Origin of the sequence: Niabella pedocola (assembly GCF_021044425.1) — a bacterium.
GTDB lineage: Bacteria > Bacteroidota > Bacteroidia > Chitinophagales > Chitinophagaceae > Niabella > Niabella pedocola.
The window spans coordinates 296,207-316,826 of sequence record NZ_JAJNEC010000004.1; the positions used below are offsets into that span (position 1 = coordinate 296,207).

The following is a 20,620-nucleotide window of genomic DNA, read 5'->3' on the forward strand; positions in this document are numbered from 1 at the left end:
ATATTTGATCAACCAAAGGATAAATAAAGACTCAGCTATAAGGTAAGTTTGTCCTCGTATGCTCCGGCAGATTTTCCGGTAACATAACGCCCTCTTCCCAATGCCGGCAGGACAAATGTATCTGGCACCTTTAAGGCAGGATTTCGGATCGCCTGCATTTTTGAAAACCGGCGCCGTCTGCGGTTTGTCTTTTGGACATTTTTGTACATTAAGAACTGTTACATAATGACAAAGATATTGCTCATTGAAGACAATCCCGAAATCAGGGAAAATATGACCGAAATCCTGGAGCTTGCAGGTTATGAAGTATTTACGGCCCCCAATGGGAAAGAAGGAATCGACACGGCCATCCGGAAACAGCCAAACCTTATTCTTTGTGATATCATGATGCCGGTACTGGACGGTTATGGCGTATTACACATGGTTCAGAAACTTCCCCAGCTGCAAAGTGTTCCGTTCATATTCCTTACGGCGAAATCCGAAAGAAATGAAATCCGTAAAGGCATGGAATCCGGCGCAGACGATTACATTACCAAACCCTTCGACAGCATAGAATTGCTGAATGCGATTGAAATGCGGCTAAAAAAGGCAGAACTGCTGAAACAGTCCTTCCAGGGTAACCTTGAAGGCGTTAATGCACTCATTTCTGTCAACTATGGTAAGGATTACCTGGAAGAGCTGAGAAAGGACCGGAATATCAACCGGTATAAAAAGAAGCAGCTTATCTATTCAGAAGGCAATCACCCTTCCCGCGTATATTATATCCAGAAGGGAAAAGTAAAGGCCTTTAAGCGGAATGACGACGGGAAAGAGCTTATCGTTGGACTTTATGCAGCGGGTGATTTCCTGGGTTACCTCCCGCTGATGGAAGGCCGCACTTACCGGGAAACGGCCGAAGCCATGGAAGACGTGGAGGTATCGATTATTCCGCGTGCTGAATTTGAAGAACTGATCGGCAGCAATCCCGTGGTGATGAAAAAATTTATGGGCATCCTCGCCCGCAATGTTGATGAAAAAGCCGAACAGCTTCTCGCCGTTGCCTACAATTCCCTGCGAAAAAAGGTGGCAGACACGTTGGTAACCCTGAACAGGAAATACAATAAAGACCAGGATGAAGGTTTTCACATCGATTTGTCGCGCGAAAACCTGGCGGCCATCGCCGGTGTAGCCAAGGAATCGCTGATCCGGATGCTCAGCGAACTGAAAGACGAACACCTCATTAACCTGGAGGGGCGCAAGATCAGGATCTTAAACTATGCCAAACTGGAGGATATGTTTAACTAACAGCGCCCCGCTCAACAAACTCAATAAACGCGTTTTTCATTTTTTGAAAGTCCAGCAGGAGCCGTTGCACCGCTGCTTCCAGCGCCATGTATTGTGCGCTGTTGACATCCGTCATTCCCTGGATGGCGATTGCTTCCTTCAACAGCGCCATATCCCTGCGCAACAGATCAATGATCAGATCTTTTTCGCAAAACTCCTGTTGAAACAATTCTGCCTGCTCCACAAAACCCGAAGATACCTGCCCGCTGATGGCTTTCGAAAGCCAATCCTTAAGCAATACATTATCCATTTTAAGTCCTGTTAAAATGCTGCACCATTTCCTGTTTTTATTCATATAGAATGCTGTTCTTTTAAATACCCCGTACTGCTGTTTTATTATTCGCTTTTTTAAAGGTAGCCTTCCGCGGAGGGCATATCTCTAACTTTAATCATCATTTGAAGGAATGTGCATCATTGTTTACAGAGAGTCATACACATCAGTCATCCCCGCAGTGAAAGTGCTACCGGTTATTGCTGTTAAAAAGCCCGATCGCTCTTTCCAGCTGATTGGTGTTCCAGCTGCCATCCACAAGAATGCGCCTTACGGTAAATGCAGGTGCTTCCGGATTAACCGGACCATAAAGCTGGAAGGCCAGTTCGTAATCATCGTTTATCAATTGCTGAATAGCGGCCTTGTTCCAGCTCCCAAACGGATAGGCAAAATACCGGATGCGGCTGCCAGTGAGCCGTTCAAGCTGCTGCGTAGGCTGCACCAGCTGAACAAACCAATCGGCTTGTTTGTAAAAACGTACATCGTGATGATCCCAGGTGTGACAGCCGATTACATGTCCTTCATCAGCCAGGTGACGCAACTGCGTACCGGTCATATACCGGCTTTTATCTACCGACACCGTCATAATAAAAAAAACAGCTTTGAAGCCATAACGGTCCAGTTCCGGAAGTGCATTTTCAAACTGCCCCCGGGTTCCATCGTCAAACGTGAGGATAAAACATTTCTTTGGCAGCAGCACTCCGCGTTTCAGAAAAGCAATCCACTGATCCGGCAGGATGGTATGATAACCGGAATCCTTCAGCATTTTCATATGTTCGTGAAAGGTCGTTAAGGAAACAATATAGCTCCGGTCATGTTTTGTATCGGATGGCAACCGGTTTCTAACCTGGTGATAGCACAACACCGGAGGCTGATAAAAAGAGCTATTGGAAGCAGTAACATCCGGATCCATTAATCCGGTTAAACGAACTGTCCATCCCCTGTCTTGCACTGCCGGAGCAATATCCTTGATTTCATGTGCGCCACGGGGATACAGAAAAATCAGCACGAAGCTGCAGTATAAAGGAATCCCGACTTTTAATTGCTTTACTCTTTTCATTATCGATCAGTTTTTACAAAGCGGGTATTCAGTAAATATCGGATGCTGTTCTCGGCGTTAAAATAACATTTACCAACCGTACTACTGATCAACATCAATCACCATTTCGCTCCTATACCCGGAAAAACTTCGCGGCCGGTTCAAGGGCGTTGGCTGTGACCATAAAAACAATACACCGCACAATACCTGTCAATAAAGAAGATGACGAAGTTCATTGTATCGGACCTGCTTCCGGTGATAGCTTTGGGTATTCTTTCACTAAATCTGTTCATGTTATGCAAGTACCTCCGTATATAAACAAAGAAAAACTGATGGCGTTTATTACAAGTGCCTTTATTATATACTCGGTCCTGTTCTTTGGCCGTCATATAATCAAAGACGCTTTTACCGACCTGTTCTGGAAGCTATATGAGCTGATTGTTAAAGAGCAGCCGGCGCCCGCCCGGTAAGCATTTTGCTACGGATACAACAAGAGCCCGGTTACATTGGTACCAGGCTCCTGTTGGTAACACCGGAAGCATCCGTATAATCATGCCCGCCCGGATGCTTTATGAGAATTCCACATAGTTCTCCCGGATATCCGGAAATCTTCCTCTCAGCGAGCCCATATTGCTTTCACAAATGGAACAACGGCCGGTCATTTGTTTCAGCTCGATACAAAAGAGAACGCCCTCTTTATCCGAATCATCAATCGCAAACGGCCAGTAAGATGATTTCAGCAGATCATCATTTTCAACCTTGGCAGCAACCCGCGCCTGTAATACATGGATCGCTTTCAGACGGGCTTCCGTAGTACTCAGCTCCTTAAATGTTCCCCAGCAAATCACGCTTTCCCACTTAACCATTGTTTCCACATACTCTACCTGAAAACACACTTCCGGATTTGCGCGCATCATTTTCAGTTTTTGCCCTTCTGACGTCCGGCCAAAAATGCAACCCTTGTCATAGGCATAACAAATAGGAACAACATAGGTAAGGCCGTTGGCATGACACCCAATATGGCCAAAAATCCTGTGCTGCAGTATACTTTCAATCTGGCTTCTGCTTAATTCCTGAAACATTGCTTAAACTTAATATGTTAAAAATCAGATTTACTCCCTGCCGGTGATAGCCCCCACTAAAGGGAATCTACCCACCAGCCACAGGTAAAGTTGGGCCTTTAAAGACCGGTTTACAATGACCACCGTCAACAATAATACTAACCTGTATTAAATACCCAACAGCGGGCCATTCATCAGCAGGAAGCGGATAACCGTTATATCCCCCTATTCCAATGCCATTTCCAGGTGATCCGGTACATCCTGGTAGAGTTTTCTTACAAAGTAACCGATACGCTGCCTCAGATCCGCAATGGCCGATGAGCAATGCCTCCTGGCATGAAAACACGTTGCCTGGGCAATCCTGAACCTGATTAAAACTTTATGCAGTGGCGCATTTGTATGCGGTGCAATTGCTGCAGTACCTGAAAGATCAATACTCCACAGCATCCCCTTTTTATGAAAATGCAACCGGGCCGCAAATGGTGCTTTCATTCCATTGATATCAACATATGGCCTTTCCACAAGAAAACAAATATTGTCTTGCGCATCAAAATAAAAAGCTTTGATAAAGGAAGTCGGGCATTGTAGCACCTGATCACTTTGATCGTAGAACAGCGCTGTATCAAATGCCGTGATTTTACGCTTTAAAAATGCTACCTGTATTTCTGTATTCATTGCATCGTTCTTTAAGTCTAAATTAAAGAACGCCACTACCGCCGCCGATGATGGCTGTCGATTTCGCCGTGACAGGCATCATCATATTGGTCATCTGAACGAAACGATCATCAATCTGGGAAACTTCGTTGCATCACCGTATTTTATTCATGATCCATTTCTTAGTCACTTCTGCAGCGGCCATATATGCTGCCACGATCAAGAGAATTATCATTAAAATAGGCACAGGCAACCGATAAAATGCAAACGCTTTCGATAGTGGTGTATAAAGAATAACTACAAACAACACGCAGGTAAACGCACTTGAAAAGAGCAGGGACCTTGAAGGTTTGCTTTTCAGAAAAAAAAGCCGGGTCCTCAATACAAATAAAATAACGATCTCAGACAAAAAGCTTTCCATAAACCAGCCTGTCCTTAGCAGCGCCGGAGCAGAATAAAAATAACGGTATAACACTCCAAACGTTACAAAATCAAATATCGAACTCTGCAGGCCGAACACAAACATAAAACGACCGATATATTTCAAATTCCACCTGGCCGGTTGGAGTTGTGTTTCCTTATCTACATTATCCGAAGCTAGGGCGATTGCCGGCAAGTCGCTTAAAAAATTATTCAGCAGAATTTGCACCGGTAATATCGGCAAAAAAGGAAGCACAAGCGAAGCCACTGCCATACTGATCATATTACCAAAGTTGGCACTGATTGTAATATAAATATACTTCATGGTATTTTCAAACGTTCTTCTGCCCTCCATCACGCCCTCCCTGATCACATCAATATTCCGGTCCAGCAATACAATATCAGCGGCCTCTTTTGCCACGTCTACCGCATTCTCGATTGAAATACCCACGTCGGCGCCCCGTAAGGCGTTCACGTCGTTAATACCGTCTCCCAGATACCCTACCGTATGTCCTGTTTGCCGGAGCAGTTTTACAATCCGCTCTTTTTGCTCCGGCAGCACTTCGGCAAACACATTGACCTGGTTCACCATCCCGCGCAGGGCATCATCATCCATTTGTTCCATATCTCCTCCACAAATCAGTCGTTCCGTTTGCACGTCGATCTGAGCGGCTAAATGCGCTGCAACAAAACGGTTATCACCCGTAATGATTTTCAGAGCGATTCCAACATCCTTTAACTGGTTAATAGATGCAGCAATGTCGTTTTTAGGAACGTCAGACAACGTCATTAACCCTAAAAAGGTCATATCCGTTTCATCCTCTTTTGTAATTCCGGCATCTGCAGTAACCGCTTTATAACAAATACCGAGGGTCCGGTATCCCTGGGAACTGAACCTTTCGAATGCACGTTCTATTTGCCCGGCCAATACCGCGTCAAGCACCGTCTTTCCGTCCTTCGTATCAACTGTATTGCAAACAGCAAGAATATTATGGACGGCACCTTTGGTAATCATGGTACACTGTTGTTCGTTACCAATCAGAACACTTAGCCGCTTGCGATGAAAATCATACGGCACTTCTCCAATTTTTCGATAACCGCTTGTATCATAACTGGCTGCATGTTTAATAGCTTCGTCTATCGGATTGGAAAATCCCGACTGAAAGTAAGCATTAAGATAAACATATAACAATACCTTCGCGCTCTCGTCACCTTCGATATTCACGGCATTGTTAAGAACCATAATTCCGGTGGTGATCGTACCGGTTTTATCACAACAAAGCAAATCAATTTCACCCAAATTTTGTAGCGCCGCCAGCTTTCTGACGATCACTTTTTTCTGAACCATCCGTTTGGCACCCGCAGACAGGGTAATGGTCATGATTGCCGGCAGCAATTCCGGCGTCAGGCCTACCGCCAAAGCCAGCGCAAACAAAACGGAATCAAAAACAGGTTTCCCCTGCAACACATTTATAATAAGTATAATTCCGGAAATAACAAAAGTCAGATACATCAGCAAATAGCCGAATTTGTAGATCCCTTTTTCAAAAGCGGTTGGCCATTCCGCCTGCTGCAGCGAACGCCCGATCTTCCCCAAAACGGTATTCCGGCCTGTATGTACAACCAGGGCGGTGGCCGATCCATTGGTAACGCTTGTACCATTAAAAACAGCATTGGTAATTTTGGACAGGGGGCCTGTTACAGAACAGCTGCCTGCAAATTTTGCCACAGGAAAAGATTCTCCGGTAAGCGGCGCCTCATTAACATGCAGGTCATTTGACTCCAGGAGGAACGCATCGCCCGGAACAATATCTCCTGCATTCAGCAATAAAATATCGCCGGGCACTACCTCCTCAAAAAAAACATCCCGGGTTACGCCGTTGCGCTTTACGCAAGCCTTGATATGCGTCAGTTGTTTTAAGCGCTCCACCGCCTTACCGGCAGTCCGTTCCTGAAAAAAACCAAAAACACCGGTCAGCAACAATACTACGGCGATAATGGCACTTTCGGAATATTCCTGCAACACAATTGACAGCATAACTGCAAAAACCAGTAATATTACCAGTGGGCTCCTGTACTGCGAAAGCAGCAGCAGCAAATCGCTTATCCAGGGCTTCCGTCCAACAAGATTTTCACCGGCCTTTTGTTGCCTTATGCGTTCAATTGCGGAACCTTGTTCCAACCCCTCCCGGCTGCTGCCTAAGCAGGTTAAAAGGGCATTTGCGTCCTGTAGCCAAAATTGTTCCAATGTATTATTATTTGATGCACCAGGGATCCAAGATGATTGGTTACCACAAATAACGCTCAGTCAATAACGTTTAAAAATGATGCCGGTCATCCGGATAGGTGTACCTTATCAATGTGACCACAATCAGGCCGGGTCTTAACGCTTCTCATAAAAAAAGTACCGCCGGGGTTGTAGCTTCATATAAAATTGTAAAAAAAATGAACCAGCATCCGCCAGCAGCAAAACCGCTCATCATGAAAAAATATATTGCAGCATTTGACGGCCTTAAATACGCTGAAAGCGTAAGCAATTATGCTATTCATCTCGCAAAGCAAAACAACGCGCATTTAACCGGCGTATTCCTCGATGACTTCATGCATCATAGTTATAAAATAACCCAGCTGTTAAAGCAGGACGGAGACTTTGAAGCCAGGCGGAAAAAATATGACCAGAAAGATGAAAAAACCCGGAACCTGGCGGTAGCCCACTTTGAAAAAGCCTGCCGGGAAGGGTCCTTAAACTATTCACTGCATCGCCATAAATGCGTTGCGATACAGGAGCTTTTACATGAAAGCATTTTTGCGGATCTTTTATTCATTGACCACGCGGAAACCTTCACTTCCTATACGGAAAAGGTTCCCAGCCTGTTTATCCGCGACCTTTTGAGCAACGTGCACTGTCCTGTTATACTGACACCCCGTTCATTTCAGCCCATTGATCAACTTCTTTTATTATACGATGGAACGCCCTCATCCGTACATGCCATTAAGATGCTGAGCTACACGCTGGATACGCTGAAACAATTGCCAACCACCATTCTTACAGTAAACACCGCGGACCAAACATCCCATCTCCCCGACAACAAACTATTTAAGGAATTCCTCAAGCGCCATTATCCGAAAGCGCAATATATGGTACTGAAAGGAACGCCGGAAACAGCAATCGTTCATTACCTGGAACAAACAAAAAAGGGAACGCTCATCACTTTAGGCGCATACAGCCGCGGAGCGGTTAGCCGCTGGTTCAGGAACAGTATGGCAGATGTGCTGATGAAGGAAATGAAATGCCCGTTATTTGTGGCACACGATTAAGCCGGCCAACAGGTGTATCCATATATCATTTATTCACCGGCGGTATCCCGTTGGAAGTTATTACACATTGCCCCCGCGTATGGACCCCGTTATCGATGATTCAAAAACAGCCGTGGTGTTAAGTATACTCCTGCCCTCACCAATAGCAATTGTTTGTAATTGGTGAACCGGCACAGAAAAAAGCAGGCTTTTCAGCCTGCCTTAAAACGATGACCACAGTGTTATACCCTTTTACAGATTTTATTCTGTGGCAGCTAAATCAATCCGGTAGTATCCTGGCTAAGCAAACAGTTTTTTTTCTGTTTTTTAAAACATTCAGTTTACTGCCTTTTAAACAGATATTTCTGAACTTCCTTACTTTCCGACCAACACTGAATTGAATCTGAGACAAATATAAAACCGTACGCTGGCGTTAATGAATGACAATGATCAACCGGTTGCTGATCTTTATCATCATCTGAATCCTTACAGAATCGGCAAATTCGTTTACGGCAGTACGTATCTGGCAGCATCCGGTTGATTATTAACATATTACTATTTTGTAATACTCAAAAAATAAATAGTACCTTCAATTTACCAAATCAACAGTCATGAATAAGGATACCGGCATTGGCTTCGACGTCCTGTTCACCAATGCATCACTGGGTATAATGGTGGCAAACGAGCAGGGCACCATTGTATTGGCAAATCCCTTCCTTCTCAATCAGTTTGGCTATTCGGAAAAAGAGTTGCTGGGGCAAAAGATTGAGCAGCTGATACCCGAGCGCTACCATAGCCGGCATATTACCCATGTGCATCATTATAATGAACACCCTAAAAACAGGCCCATGGGATTGGGACTGGATCTATATGCAATCCGCAAAAACGGAACGGAATTTCCCGTTGAGGTAAGCCTGGGCAGTTACCAGACAGACCAGGGTAAGTATGTGATCGCATTCTTAAGCGATATCTCCAAAAGAAAGGAAGCAGAACAGGCATTGCAGCAACTCAACGAAGCGCTGGAGCAAAAAGTGGAGGAACGAACGGTAACGCTTAAAAGTACCGTAAAGCAACTGGCGTCGCTTATTGCAGAAACCGAGGCAAAGGATACGGAACTGAACCGGATCAATATATTTTTAAAGAATATCTGGAACCATGCGGAAGCCATTATTATTGTAACAGATGATGCCGGGATTATTAAGATGATTAACCCGGCTGCCGAAAGACTGTTAAGCTATAGTGAAACGGAACTGATCGGCAAAAGAACACCCGCTGTTTTCCTGGATGAAACCGGGATATCGCTGGCCAGCCTGATTGATAAAGCGGGCAACGGAACATCCAATGAAGCGGAAGTATATTATAAAAGAAAAGACGACAGTCATTTCCCCGTTTCGCAAACCTTTACCGCAATGCGCAATACTCAGGGCACAATCGAAGGGTACCTGATGATTGCCATGGATATCTCCAAGCGAAAAAAGGCCGAAACCGACCTGCTGGTTGCACTGCAAAAGGAGAAAGAATTGAGTGAGCTGAAGTCGCGGTTTGTTTCCATTGCATCTCATGAATTCAGAACACCGCTCAGTACGGTGCTGTCATCCGCGTATCTGATCTCCAAATATGCTGAGAAAGAAGACCAGTACCGGAGAGATAAACATATACAGCGCATTGTGTCCGCCGTAAACATGTTAACCGACATTTTAAACGACTTTCTTTCTGTTGGAAAAATCGAGGAGGGTAAGATCCAGTTACGGAGAACGGTTTTTGATATTGAGCAGCACCTAACACAGACCACCAATGAACTGATCGGGCTACTAAAGAACAACCAGCAAATACATTACCGGCATGAAGGTGCATTGCAGATAGAACTGGACCCCTCACTGATAAAGCACATCCTGATAAACCTGCTTTCCAATGCAATCAAGTTCTCACCTGAAGGCAGCGTTATTGAACTACAGAGCACCCGTACACCGGGAAACCTGAAAATATCGGTTACCGATAATGGTATCGGCATATCAGCGGAAGACCAGCTTCATTTGTTTGAACGTTTTTTTCGCGCAGCAAACGCAACAAATATCCAGGGAACCGGTCTCGGGCTGCATATCGTAAGCAAATATGTTGAATTATTAAATGGCACCATTAACTGCAGGAGCCAGCTGGACGCAGGAACCACTTTTGAACTCAATTTTCAGGTAAAACCCTGAAACCATGCGGATATCCCCTGCGGATCCCGGTATTTCCGGCAGCGAATAACGCCCTTATAAAGGAGAATGAAGAGACTAAAAATAGTATTCACCAGTCCTGTTCCTGTTCTTGGAACAATGAAACCGTTCCCAATATACGGGAACAGGCCGGCAAATCCGGGCCGGCATAAGAGCCGAATTTTTAGTTCCTCATTCTCGTCCTGTTATGATCTTCGTTTTCAATACTGGGATGCAGTCAGTCTGCAAGAAGCATCAGACACTTATTTTACATCCACCTTCTTTTCAATACGTGCGTCGCCGTTATGGTTCTTGGGCAGTTCCAGCGTAAGAATGCCTTTATCGTAGTAGGCTTCGATCGCATCGGTTTTAACATCCTGCGGGAGCGTAAGCGTACGGGAAAAGCTGGAGTAACTATATTCCCTGCGACGGTATTTCTTTTCATTTTCCTCGTGCTCCTTTTCAGAACTGGCGCTGATGGTAAGTACATTATCATCTACGTCTATATCAAAATCGCTCTTTTCCAATCCAGGCGCAGCCACGGTAACCTTATACTGATCTTTTTCATCAGCAACATTCAGTGCAGGTACGGTGTCGTGATTCAAAAAATTGTTCCGCTTCAGCCAGTCGCTCCAGGGAGTAAAAAAATCATCGATAACTCCGGGAAAAACTTCTTTCAAATTGATCAGTGATTGTTTAGACATAACATCCTCCTTGTTTTTAAATTTAAATATTTATTTTCCAGATATTTTTTTCAAAACCACGAACGGGCGGTCCCTTATAAAGGTAGAAAACGAGGCACCCGTGTTACAATGATCCGGGTCATTCAGGATAATGACTACGGCGACTGATGAGGGTAACCGTTTCCTTTTTGTTCTGCCTGAACCATATTGGCAATGCCGCTCAACAACGCATCCGGATTAAAGGAGATGCTGTCGATACCCGCACCCACCAGGAATTCGGCAAAGCCAGGGTCATCACTGGGGCGCTGACCGCAAAGGCCTATTTTCTTTCCCCGTTCTTTTGCCCGGGCGATCATGTCTGCGATCATCGCCATTGCCGCAGGATCTCTTTCAGAAAACAGGGTGGCAATAATACCGGAATCCCTGTCTACACCCAGCACCAGCTGCGTAAGGTCGTTGGATCCGATCGAAAAGCCGTCAAAGATCTGTGCAAACTCAGCCGCAAGTAACACGTTGGACGGGATCTCCGCCATCATGTATAATTCCAATCCGTTCACGCCCTGAATAAGTCCTTCCTCTTTCATCACAGCTACTACTTTGCGGCCTTCTTCCACCGTTCTGCAAAACGGGATCATCAGCTTAACATTGACCAATCCCATTTCATCCCGCACTTTTTTCATTGCGGCGCACTCAAGCCCAAAACCTGCTCTATACAAAGGATGATAATAACGTGATGCACCGCGGAAGCCCAGCATCGGGTTTTCCTCCTGCGGCTCAAACGCGTTTCCCCCCAGTAAATGAGCATATTCATTCGTTTTAAAGTCGCTCATCCGCACAATCACCTCCCGGGGATAAAATGCTGCGGCTATTGTTGCTACAGCCTGCGCCAGCTTTTCAATAAAGTACTGGCGTTTATCTTGGTATCCGCCGGTCAACTGCTCAATTTGCTCCCTGGCGACAACATCCTGCAATGTTTCATATTGCACCAGGGCCATGGGATGAATGCGGATTACATTATTGATGATAAATTCCATGCGCAGCAGCCCCACTCCTTTGTTAGGAAGGTACGACCAGAGAAAGGCCTTTCCCGGATCGCTTATGATCAACATCGGTGCGGCTACTTCAGGCAGCTGTATGGTGCCGGGATCTATCTTTTCTTCCGTCCATTCAGCCCGCCCCGCATATACGAAGCCTTCTTTTCCCTCTGCACAGCTAATGGTAACCAGCATTCCGTTCCTGATCTTTTGTGTAGCGTTTTCACAGCCCACCACAGCGGGCGTTCCCATTTCCCGGGCAATAATAGAAGCATGGCTGGTACGGCCGCCTTTGTCGGTGATGATACCTCCGGCTTTTTTTAAGAACGGGTCCCAGTCCGGGCTGGTGAGCGTGGTAACCAGGATGTCACCAGCCTGTAATTGCGTGGCCTCCGATGGTGTGGTCAGTATACGCGCAACACCTGAAACGATCCTGCTTCCTACGGCCATTCCTTTGGTGATAAGCGGATAATTGCCCTGTAACCTGTAAATACTAAAAACGGGTTCCTGTTTTTGACTATGAACGGTTTCCGGTCTCGCCTGTAAAATGAACAATTCATTGGTAAGTCCGTCCATGGCCCATTCTATATCCATCGGTCTTTTGTAATGATCTTCAATGGCAACTGCCCAACGTGCCAGTTGCTGAATGGTCGTATCGCTCAGAATAAACCGGTTCCGCATCGCCTCCGGCGTATCCGTATTAATAATCCCCGCCGTACTTTTGTCTTCACTAAACCGCATCCATTTTTCTTTACTTCCCAATGTCTTTTGCAGAACAGCATATCTGCCCGCTTTTAGTGTTGGCTTAAATACCAGGAATTCATCCGGCGTTACGGTTCCCTGCACCATATTTTCGCCCAGTCCCCATACACCCGAAATATGCACTACCTCCGGGAAACCCGTTTCGGGTTCCAGCGTAAAGCATACACCGGAACAGGATCTGTCGGACCGGATCATCTTTTGTATTCCAACGGATAAGGCAACCTGGTCGTGGGCAAAGCCGTTTTCAATGCGATATTTTATAGCCCTGTCTGTATAAAGCGAGGCAAAACATTTCGCAATCGCCTGCAACAAGGCCTGTTCCCCCTGTATATTCAGGAAGGATTCGTGCAACCCGGCAAAGCTGGCACCGGGGAGATCTTCGGCCGTAGCACTGCTTCTTACGGCCACCGATGTTAAAACAGGCGCTGCCATGGCCCGGTAAGCGTGCAATACCGCTTCTTCAAGGACTTCGGGAAGATTGGCGGCCAGCAATACCCCTCTGCAGGCCTTTCCGATTTCCGCCAGGTTATTATAAGTTGTACTATCCAGCTTTGTTAACAGCTGCTTCAATGGATATGCCAGTTGGTTCTCCTGAATGAAAAAACGGAATGCAGCGGCAGTGACCGCAAAACCGCCCGGTACCTGTATTCCAAGCGCAGACAGGTTATTATACAGTTCACCCAAAGAAGCATTCTTGCCCCCTACTACGCTCACATCGGAAATCCCGATCTCCGAAAAATCCATAATATATTTCATCGCTATTTTTTTTAGAGCAGCCCACACCATAAACCATCAGGACGCCGCATATGCGCGATTGCTATTTCACCTTTGGAGAGATAAACATCACCGGAACCGGGGGTGACAAGATAAAAGATTTCGTTACGCTTTTATGAAAAAGGCCGTGTTGCTGAACAAACATAATCAGCAGGTCCGGGTTATTTTCAGCTACATATGCTCTTATGCCTTCTTCTACATGATCATTGGCAAGAAAACAATACTGCGGTTTAAAACGATCCAGTTGTTCCTGCACATCGATGGTCAGCGGTACGTCCTTCGGGGAGAGTTCCGCATTGGGCGATACGGCCACAATATCAATTGCAGCAGTAAACAGTTCCAGCCAATGGCGCAAAACACGCCATGGCACAGGATCGTTACCTTCCAGATCAATCGCTATGCCGATCTTCTTAAAATCTGTCAGGCTGGCGGTTGCCGGTACAACTACCACCGGGCAGGAACTACGTTTCGCAATAGGAATAGAATGCGTGCCCCATAAGATCCGCTCAAACGCCGTAACAAACTCAGACGCTATAAAAACGGCGAGCGGGTCTTCCTCATCACACAATACATCCAATTGATTCACTACCGTTCCCACCTTATAAAGCGCCTCTATTACAATCTCATTCTTTGTCCGCCTCTTCATTTCCAGAACCAGGTCTGCCAGCAATGCATCTGCCTGTTCTTCTGCCACCTCATAAAAATCCAGGGGCACCTGTATATCGGTGGTCACCGGCAGTATATCCACGGCATTAAATACAATGAGCCGGGCTTTCAGCCCCCGTGCCAGATCCGCCGCAAATGCAACAGCGTGATTTGCGGTTGCTGAAAAATTCGTAGCTGCAATAATTGTTCTCATACCTAAACTATTTATTAAAAAACAATAAAATCTATCCATTGAATACCCAGGCCGGTTTCTATTTATCTGCCGGCAATAAGGGCTTACCGAAGCAGATCTAAAAATGTGTAATAAAAACCGGTTGCTTCAGTAGTTGTATCAGGGGCGCCGCCGTACTGTCCTTAAATAGCTGCGACAGATACGCTCGGCCATAGGCCCCCATCACTATAAAACAATGATCCCTTCTTTTTAAGAAGTTGAACAATTCAAAAGCCGGGTCTTCGCCATGTACAACCTCATATCCTATTTGTGAATAATACCCTTTCAGCAATTCGCTGATCTGCTGTTTATACGATACGGCCGGCATGTCGCCCACCTGAACAACAATGATACGCTTGCTGTCGAAAAAAGGCAATAAATAGGCAAACTGCCGGATGGCAAATACCGCGGAAGCGGAACCGTCATACGCAAAAACAACTTCTTCTATATAAGTCATGCGTTCAGATGCAACAATCACCGGGCATTCCGCTTTCTGCAAGAACGTTTTTAAAAGCGTGGCTGGAAAGTGGTCCTGTTCATCCGGCGCAGCCGTTCTTTCGCCGGCTACAATAAGATCCGCGAACCGGCTTTCAATCAAAGCCTCCGCTATATTATCCTTTCCCAGGCAACGAACGGTACAGCTAATATGTCTTTTTTCACAAAGCTTCCGGAACCGCTGGATATTCAATGCCTGTGTTTCGGTAGTGGTTTCAAAACCGATGGTATCGGGCTCACCAAGGATATCCCCGCACGGATCCGGATCCAAACCGGATAGTGCAGCATCCCGGGCCGCATCCGCATCCTCAAAAAACAAACCCTTTAGCGATGCCTTTGCATTTGTTGCAATGTAGCAGGCAACATCCAGTGCATCGCAATCCAAAGAACAGGCATTTGTAATAAATAGTATTTTTTTCATACTTACGATTTTAAGCTTATATCCGAACCCTAGTAGGAGGCAATAAATAATGGCGCCCCCTGACATTGAATGTCTGGTGCCAGGTTTGCACATCCGGCACTAAAACCCGGCAGTGTCCTATATGAACCGGCAATGATTACGGTTCCCGCTTCATTCATTTCCCCCGAAAAATACTTTAGTATATTCCCCGCCTCCACCTCGATCCGATAGCATGGATAATGACTTTTGACCAATTCAGCAAGCTGTTTTTCATTGAGCACGGCTGCACTTTCAGCGATATGGTTATCCACCGCCATAAACAATGTTTCATTTACCGCAAAACCGGGCAGCAGGTATGAAAATTGTTTCAGTGCATAAACCGCAGCTGCAGTTCCGTCAAAAGCAATAATATTCTTCGTTGGAGCCGTAAACGTTTGAGGAATGACAATCACCGGGCATTCGCTGTCCCTGATCAGATCCGCCAGGCATCTTCCGCACCAGCTGCCTGCCGCTCCGGTCTTCAGCAGTTCCTCCCCAACAATAAGCAAATCAGCATACCGGGTTTCATATTGAAGCTCCGGAAGCTCAAACCGGCCGCTATCCGAATAGAGTGAATAACAGATATTATTGTCCTTGCAAAAATTTATAAATTCGTAAACGATCTCAACCAGTTCCCTATGCATTTTTTTATCACACGGAAGAGCCTGTGCGAGGTAAGCGTTACGGGTCAGTAAATCTATAAAATGCGATTCGGGTAAAAACAAGCCCGCGAGTAAAACCGGTGTCTGCGCGTTCATTTGCTTTACGAACTCAAATACCGCCGGACTAATGCCTGTACCTTCAGAAGCGATCAATACCTTAATCATAATTACCCTTATCATTCAAATATATCCCCCGGCGCAGCGCAAAATCAATGATGATCCTCACTTTCGACACTGACCGCCATCAAATATCTTTGTGCGATAAGAACGGAACCCGTACATTATAAGTTCCCCGGCGAAACAGGCTGTGCTAAGGTGACCTCAATCACCAGCCCTGTTGACAGCCATCATAGCGTTGCCCCCAAAAAGCAATTAGATTGCAAAAAAAACAAGATGAAAGCGTTAGTATATCATGGTCCCGGTAATAAATCATGGGAAGAAAAACCTAAACCCGTTATCCTGCAGCCTACAGATGCGATTGTACGCATCTCCAAAACCACTATTTGTGGCACAGACCTCCATATTTTAAAGGGCGACGTACCGGAAGTAGCAAAAGGACGGATACTCGGACATGAAGGTGTTGGCGTTATCGAAGAAACCGGAGCCGCTGTCAGCAATTTCAGGAAAGGCGACCGGGTATTAATTTCATGCATTACCTCCTGCAGCAAATGCAGCTATTGCAAACGGGGCATGTATTCCCACTGCGTAAACGGCGGGTGGATACTGGGACATTTAATAGATGGAACACAGGCAGAATATGTTAGGATACCTTATGCAGACTCAAGCCTTTACCCGGTGCCCGAAGGAAGTGACGAAGATGCCCTGGTTATGTTAAGTGATATACTGCCGACCGGTTTTGAATGCGGTGTGCTGAATGGGAAAGTACAACCCGGCAGTACCATAGCAATTGTAGGCGCAGGTCCTATAGGGATGGCGGCGCTTTTGACGGCCCAGTTCTATACACCATCGGCCATTATCATGATTGATCCGGATGAAAACCGGCTTTCCATTGCCAAACAATTCGGAGCCACGCATATCATTAACAACCGGCAGGAAAACGGGGTGGAAAAAGTTATGGCACTCACAGCAAACAGCGGTGTAGACACCGCTATTGAAGCCGTAGGGATACCCGCAACATTTGAGCTTTGTGAATCCATTATTGCGCCCGGCGGCGTTATCGCCAATATAGGGGTGCACGGAAAAAGTGTGGCGCTGCACCTGGAAACACTATGGTCCAGGAACATTAGTATCACTACCAGGCTGGTAGATACGGTAACCACTCCTATGCTGCTAAAGACCGTAACCGCCAAAAAGATCGATGCCAAAAAGCTGATCACTCATTACTTCAGGCTGGATGACATCATACGAGCATATCAAACCTTTGAGCAAGCGGCCACTCAAAAAGCGCTGAAAGTGATCCTAAGCAATGCCGAAGTATAAACATTAAAGAACAACCGATCGATGAAAAAAGTACTTTTTGTTTGTGACGGCGATAATTATTCGCATGAAACATTTGAGTTTATAAAACAGCTACAGCAATATGAACCGCTGTTTGTAAAGGGCCTTTTTTTCTCCACTTTGAAAATCAGGGAGCTGATCTATGCCGGTTACGCTTTAGACAGCGATTTCAAGCTGCAGGATACCGAAAAAGGCATCCCGCCACAGGTGGTGGAGCGCTTTATCAACCAATGCAAAACGAACAACATCGGGCACCTTGTTAAAGAAAAGACAGCCGCTTCCTGGAACAAGATATTCTGGGAAAAGGAAAGCAGGTTTGCCGACCTGATGATCATCAGTCAGAAAATGCTCTTTACCCAGGTTGATGCACAGCAGCCCAACACGTATATGTTGGAATTATTGCGCTGGACAAATTGTCCCATACTCGCAATTCCAGAAAGAAAAATAAGCCTAGAGCAAATGATCTGCGCCTATGACGGCTCCCCGGAATGTATGCATGCGCTGGTTGCGTTTTGTAAAACATTTCCTCAGTACACCAGTTTACCTGCAAGTTTTGTGTATATCAAAAATGAAAACAGTGATGACATTCCCGATTTAGACCTGCTGGAAGAATATGTTAATGCACACTTTAAAAATGCAGCAATTAAAAAATTACACTGGAATCATAACCGGCTTTTTACAACCTGGGTAGAGTGCCATAAAAATGCGATCATTGTAACGGGTTCCTTCGGGCGATCGGCCGTTTCCAATTTTCTTCAAAAGAGTTTTGCTGAGCAACTCATGCAGGAACAAACTGCACCGCTGTTTATTGCACACTAAATTATCAGTCATCATTGGATACTCCAACAGAACGTAAGAAATCAGGTCTACTCAATAATGTAAAAAAACAGCACTCCTGCAAACGAAATGCAGGTTGGTTACAATCGGTGCATTTCAAAAAAGCAAAATCGCTATATATAACCGGGCATCGGCCAGCTGCCTGCCGTTAAGGCACCAAATCGGATCCGCAAAAATAAACCGGAAAGCAATAATGCAACTGATGTTTTCATTTTTACGTTAATTGGACTTGTCGCCTATAGAACTATACGGGAATCCAAAGACCGGCTACTCATAAAAATCACCCGTCTTCAGATCAAAGTGAGCAGAAAGTTTATCCGTTACGATACGGGTACGCCGGCCATCAATGATCTCCTCATGCCATTTCCATTCCGCAATATCAATAGAAGTTTTTACCGATGACAAGTGGGATATGGCATTCCCGGTAAACAAAACAGGTAGTGCAGGACCTGGGGTATTTTTTTCTACACTGGTATCAGAGGGTTGAAATATTCGCATAAAAAAAATTTATAATTAAAAGCAATGATTTTACCTTTTACCATCCACATTAAACGTCCTAAAAGCCCCCGTCCCATTCACCGATCATGGATTTTACGACGAGTGTTGAATCTTTTGCTGTTTTAACCATGCCTGATAACCGGCTTATCAAAAGTGCTTATTCATTATGGCTACACCAGGGGCCGCTTAGAATGAAACATATAATGCAATTTGCATACCAAATTAAATCTTCCATTTAGCTATAATAAAAATGGGTGGCCGGGCAAAAAATCATATTTTTAACGATTGATAACTCTCAAAAAATGTATTAAACTTCACTCATTACATATTTATATGCCGGAAACAATCAAGATTAACATATTTCCTGAAGAAGATAAACAGGCGTTGCTTGCGGCCATTGTCAATTCTTCCGATGACGCTATCATCAGTAAAACACTGGAAGGAATTATTACCAGCTGGAATACTGCAGCGGAAAAGGTATTTGGGTACACTGAGCATGAAGCGATGGGCCAACATATTTCGCTGATCATTCCCGAAGACCGGCTGTCGGAAGAAGATTTTATTATAAGCGAAATAAGCAGCGGTGCGCGGATTCAACATTTTGAAACCATCCGGAAAACAAAAAGTAATCAGCTGGTTCCTATTTCACTGTGTATTTCCCCCATAAAAAACAGTAGCGGAGCAATCATCGGTGCCTCAAAAATTGCGCGCGACATTTCAGAAAAAATAAGAATCCAACAAGAAAAAGAGGAATTATACAATGAAGTAAAGATATTAAGTACCAAAAAAGATGAATTCATATCTGCAGTAACCCACGAGCTGAAAACACCCATCACCACATTAAGCGGCTCCCTGCAGATTTTAAAAAAGTATATGCCGATCGATGAGCGTGGGCTTTTGATTGTAGGACGCTGCATGCACCAGGTAAACAAAGTCACGTTGCTTATTAACGATCTTTCGGATTTCTCCAGATCACAGAGCGGCATGTTACAACTGCGGCCGGAAACATTTGACCTGGTGGAATTGATGAATGAGACTATTGATTTTTTTCAAAATGAAACGACGCACACCTTTCTTTTTGAGACCGGTCATTCCATCTTGTTACAAGCAGATCGTCTTCGGATTGAACAGGTACTTATTAATTTGCTGGGAAATGCGGTAAAATATTCGCCGGGGGGCGGTACCATATCCATTTCCATAAAAGAAGAGCACAACACAGTAACCGTATCTGTTAAAGATGAAGGGATAGGCATTGATGAAACCTGCATGGATAAAATATTTACCCGATTTTACCGTGCGGTTGCAAATGACTATAAGATTCCCGGCCTGGGAATGGGCTTATATATAAGCAAAGAAATCATCACGCGCCATAATGGGATCATTAGCGTGGAAAGCGAAGTTGGAAAAGGGTCTATATTTAGTTTCACCCTGCCTCGGGAACCACAGGCGCTCAAATAGATGGACCATTGGATTGTACCAATTGGGCCACCATATTTTCGAGATCCTCCAAGTCAAATGGTTTAGCTAAAAAAGCCTGCGCATTTGCCTGCTCTGCCAATAAGCGCACCTCACGGTTTGCTGAACAATAGATCACAGGGATCTGTTTACAATCCGGATGTTCCTTAAGAAGAAGCGTAGCTTTAAGTCCGCCCATACCCGGTATCCAATTGTCCATAATAATAACATCCGGGTTCACCTCTTTTGTTTTTTCGATAATATTATCGGAAGTCTGGCTCAATGCCACCCGGTATCCTGAACCTTCAAGAACAATTTTAAATATATCCAGTATATTAACATCATCATCAAAAACGAGTATAGTTTTATGCTTCATACACCTA

19 protein-coding genes are annotated in these 20,620 nt (G+C 45.2%); 7 read left to right on the top strand and 12 right to left on the bottom strand.

The features are described from left to right. Nucleotides 1-225 precede the first annotated feature (225 nt). Nucleotides 226-1,284, top strand: a complete 1,059-nt coding sequence (locus tag LQ567_RS05170) for a response regulator (protein WP_231003046.1) — start codon at nucleotides 226-228, stop codon at nucleotides 1,282-1,284. Here LQ567_RS05170 and LQ567_RS05175 read toward each other — a convergent pair. Both LQ567_RS05175 and LQ567_RS05180 read right to left on the bottom strand, forming a co-directional pair. Beyond that, a complete protein-coding gene (locus LQ567_RS05175; RefSeq protein WP_231003047.1) occupies nucleotides 1,277-1,618 on the bottom strand; it encodes a hypothetical protein in 342 nt (113 codons plus the stop codon). The genes LQ567_RS05170 and LQ567_RS05175 overlap by 8 nt on opposite strands. 166 nt (nucleotides 1,619-1,784) lie before the next feature. Then, nucleotides 1,785-2,654 carry a polysaccharide deacetylase family protein gene (locus LQ567_RS05180; protein ID WP_231003048.1) on the bottom strand — a complete coding sequence of 290 codons (870 nt, stop codon included), beginning with the start codon at nucleotides 2,652-2,654 and terminating at the stop codon, nucleotides 1,785-1,787. Nucleotides 2,655-2,929: 275 nt separating this feature from the next. Here LQ567_RS05180 and LQ567_RS05185 point away from each other — a divergent pair, with 275 nt between their 5' ends. Beyond that, a complete protein-coding gene (locus tag LQ567_RS05185) occupies nucleotides 2,930-3,103 on the top strand; it encodes a hypothetical protein (RefSeq protein ID WP_231003049.1) in 174 nt (57 codons plus the stop codon). A gap of 99 nt (nucleotides 3,104-3,202) precedes the next feature. On the opposite strand, the gene LQ567_RS05190 is transcribed toward LQ567_RS05185, so the two are convergent. The 3 genes from LQ567_RS05190 to mgtA form a co-directional block, all read right to left on the bottom strand. Continuing rightward, nucleotides 3,203-3,715, bottom strand: coding sequence for a pyridoxamine 5'-phosphate oxidase family protein (locus LQ567_RS05190; protein ID WP_231003050.1), 513 nt, complete (start codon nucleotides 3,713-3,715; stop codon nucleotides 3,203-3,205). Between the two features lie 204 nt (nucleotides 3,716-3,919). Next, nucleotides 3,920-4,369, bottom strand: coding sequence for a hypothetical protein (locus LQ567_RS05195; RefSeq protein ID WP_231003051.1), 450 nt, complete (start codon nucleotides 4,367-4,369; stop codon nucleotides 3,920-3,922). 133 nt (nucleotides 4,370-4,502) lie between these two features. Further along, nucleotides 4,503-7,016 (bottom strand): magnesium-translocating P-type ATPase, encoded by a 2,514-nt coding sequence (gene mgtA / locus LQ567_RS05200; protein WP_231003052.1) that lies wholly within the window; start codon nucleotides 7,014-7,016, stop codon nucleotides 4,503-4,505. A 233-nt stretch (nucleotides 7,017-7,249) separates the two neighbouring features. Between mgtA and LQ567_RS05205 the strand changes: the two genes are divergently transcribed. Beyond that, nucleotides 7,250-8,086 (top strand): universal stress protein, encoded by an 837-nt coding sequence (locus LQ567_RS05205; RefSeq protein WP_231003053.1) that lies wholly within the window; start codon nucleotides 7,250-7,252, stop codon nucleotides 8,084-8,086. 590 nt (nucleotides 8,087-8,676) lie between these two features. Next, nucleotides 8,677-10,266: a sensor histidine kinase gene (locus LQ567_RS05210; protein WP_231003054.1), complete on the top strand. Its 1,590-nt coding sequence runs from the start codon at nucleotides 8,677-8,679 to the stop codon at nucleotides 10,264-10,266. Between the two features lie 260 nt (nucleotides 10,267-10,526). Here the strand turns inward: LQ567_RS05210 and LQ567_RS05215 are convergent, their stop codons facing one another. The 5 genes from LQ567_RS05215 to LQ567_RS05235 form a co-directional block, all read right to left on the bottom strand. Then, the gene (locus LQ567_RS05215) at nucleotides 10,527-10,967 is read right to left on the bottom strand and encodes an Hsp20/alpha crystallin family protein (RefSeq protein ID WP_231003055.1); all 441 of its coding nucleotides are present in this window, start codon (nucleotides 10,965-10,967) and stop codon (nucleotides 10,527-10,529) included. 134 nt (nucleotides 10,968-11,101) lie between these two features. Next, nucleotides 11,102-13,498, bottom strand: a complete 2,397-nt coding sequence (gene ppsA, locus LQ567_RS05220; RefSeq protein ID WP_231003056.1) for a phosphoenolpyruvate synthase — start codon at nucleotides 13,496-13,498, stop codon at nucleotides 11,102-11,104. A 61-nt stretch (nucleotides 13,499-13,559) separates the two neighbouring features. After that, a complete protein-coding gene (locus LQ567_RS05225; protein WP_231003057.1) occupies nucleotides 13,560-14,375 on the bottom strand; it encodes a universal stress protein in 816 nt (271 codons plus the stop codon). Between the two features lie 97 nt (nucleotides 14,376-14,472). Continuing rightward, the gene (locus LQ567_RS05230; protein ID WP_231003058.1) at nucleotides 14,473-15,309 is read right to left on the bottom strand and encodes a universal stress protein; all 837 of its coding nucleotides are present in this window, start codon (nucleotides 15,307-15,309) and stop codon (nucleotides 14,473-14,475) included. Between the two features lie 29 nt (nucleotides 15,310-15,338). After that, nucleotides 15,339-16,154 carry a hypothetical protein gene (locus LQ567_RS05235; protein WP_231003059.1) on the bottom strand — a complete coding sequence of 272 codons (816 nt, stop codon included), beginning with the start codon at nucleotides 16,152-16,154 and terminating at the stop codon, nucleotides 15,339-15,341. A 228-nt stretch (nucleotides 16,155-16,382) separates the two neighbouring features. Between LQ567_RS05235 and LQ567_RS05240 the strand changes: the two genes are divergently transcribed. Next, nucleotides 16,383-17,429 (top strand): zinc-dependent alcohol dehydrogenase family protein, encoded by a 1,047-nt coding sequence (locus LQ567_RS05240; protein WP_231003060.1) that lies wholly within the window; start codon nucleotides 16,383-16,385, stop codon nucleotides 17,427-17,429. A 21-nt stretch (nucleotides 17,430-17,450) separates the two neighbouring features. Then, nucleotides 17,451-18,266: a hypothetical protein gene (locus LQ567_RS05245; RefSeq protein ID WP_231003061.1), complete on the top strand. Its 816-nt coding sequence runs from the start codon at nucleotides 17,451-17,453 to the stop codon at nucleotides 18,264-18,266. A 285-nt stretch (nucleotides 18,267-18,551) separates the two neighbouring features. Here LQ567_RS05245 and LQ567_RS05250 read toward each other — a convergent pair whose 3' ends face one another. Beyond that, nucleotides 18,552-18,782, bottom strand: a complete 231-nt coding sequence (locus LQ567_RS05250; protein WP_231003062.1) for a hypothetical protein — start codon at nucleotides 18,780-18,782, stop codon at nucleotides 18,552-18,554. Between the two features lie 333 nt (nucleotides 18,783-19,115). On the opposite strand from LQ567_RS05250, the gene LQ567_RS05255 reads away from it, so the two are divergent. Then, on the top strand, nucleotides 19,116-20,240 hold the full coding sequence (locus LQ567_RS05255; RefSeq protein WP_231003063.1) for a PAS domain-containing sensor histidine kinase: 1,125 nt from the start codon (nucleotides 19,116-19,118) through the stop codon (nucleotides 20,238-20,240). Here the strand turns inward: LQ567_RS05255 and LQ567_RS05260 are convergent. Next, nucleotides 20,233-20,613, bottom strand: a complete 381-nt coding sequence (locus LQ567_RS05260) for a response regulator (RefSeq protein ID WP_231003064.1) — start codon at nucleotides 20,611-20,613, stop codon at nucleotides 20,233-20,235. The two genes, LQ567_RS05255 and LQ567_RS05260, sit on opposite strands and share 8 nt — an antisense overlap. Nucleotides 20,614-20,620: the final 7 nt, after the last annotated feature.

Excerpts from the sequence above, each read along its gene's own strand:
- LQ567_RS05170 (WP_231003046.1), top strand. The coding sequence starts at position 226 with ATGACAAAGATATTGCTCATTGAAGACAATCCCGAAATCAGGGAAAAT.
- LQ567_RS05175 (WP_231003047.1), bottom strand. The coding sequence starts at position 1,618 with ATGAATAAAAACAGGAAATGGTGCAGCATTTTAACAGGACTTAAAATG.
- LQ567_RS05180 (WP_231003048.1), bottom strand. The coding sequence starts at position 2,654 with ATGAAAAGAGTAAAGCAATTAAAAGTCGGGATTCCTTTATACTGCAGC.
- LQ567_RS05185 (WP_231003049.1), top strand. The coding sequence starts at position 2,930 with ATGCAAGTACCTCCGTATATAAACAAAGAAAAACTGATGGCGTTTATT.
- LQ567_RS05190 (WP_231003050.1), bottom strand. The coding sequence starts at position 3,715 with ATGTTTCAGGAATTAAGCAGAAGCCAGATTGAAAGTATACTGCAGCAC.
- LQ567_RS05195 (WP_231003051.1), bottom strand. The coding sequence starts at position 4,369 with ATGAATACAGAAATACAGGTAGCATTTTTAAAGCGTAAAATCACGGCA.
- LQ567_RS05205 (WP_231003053.1), top strand. The coding sequence starts at position 7,250 with ATGAAAAAATATATTGCAGCATTTGACGGCCTTAAATACGCTGAAAGC.
- LQ567_RS05210 (WP_231003054.1), top strand. The coding sequence starts at position 8,677 with ATGAATAAGGATACCGGCATTGGCTTCGACGTCCTGTTCACCAATGCA.
- LQ567_RS05215 (WP_231003055.1), bottom strand. The coding sequence starts at position 10,967 with ATGTCTAAACAATCACTGATCAATTTGAAAGAAGTTTTTCCCGGAGTT.
- ppsA (WP_231003056.1), bottom strand. The coding sequence starts at position 13,498 with ATGAAATATATTATGGATTTTTCGGAGATCGGGATTTCCGATGTGAGC.
- LQ567_RS05225 (WP_231003057.1), bottom strand. The coding sequence starts at position 14,375 with ATGAGAACAATTATTGCAGCTACGAATTTTTCAGCAACCGCAAATCAC.
- LQ567_RS05230 (WP_231003058.1), bottom strand. The coding sequence starts at position 15,309 with ATGAAAAAAATACTATTTATTACAAATGCCTGTTCTTTGGATTGCGAT.
- LQ567_RS05235 (WP_231003059.1), bottom strand. The coding sequence starts at position 16,154 with ATGATTAAGGTATTGATCGCTTCTGAAGGTACAGGCATTAGTCCGGCG.
- LQ567_RS05240 (WP_231003060.1), top strand. The coding sequence starts at position 16,383 with ATGAAAGCGTTAGTATATCATGGTCCCGGTAATAAATCATGGGAAGAA.
- LQ567_RS05245 (WP_231003061.1), top strand. The coding sequence starts at position 17,451 with ATGAAAAAAGTACTTTTTGTTTGTGACGGCGATAATTATTCGCATGAA.
- LQ567_RS05250 (WP_231003062.1), bottom strand. The coding sequence starts at position 18,782 with ATGCGAATATTTCAACCCTCTGATACCAGTGTAGAAAAAAATACCCCA.
- LQ567_RS05255 (WP_231003063.1), top strand. The coding sequence starts at position 19,116 with ATGCCGGAAACAATCAAGATTAACATATTTCCTGAAGAAGATAAACAG.
- LQ567_RS05260 (WP_231003064.1), bottom strand. The coding sequence starts at position 20,613 with ATGAAGCATAAAACTATACTCGTTTTTGATGATGATGTTAATATACTG.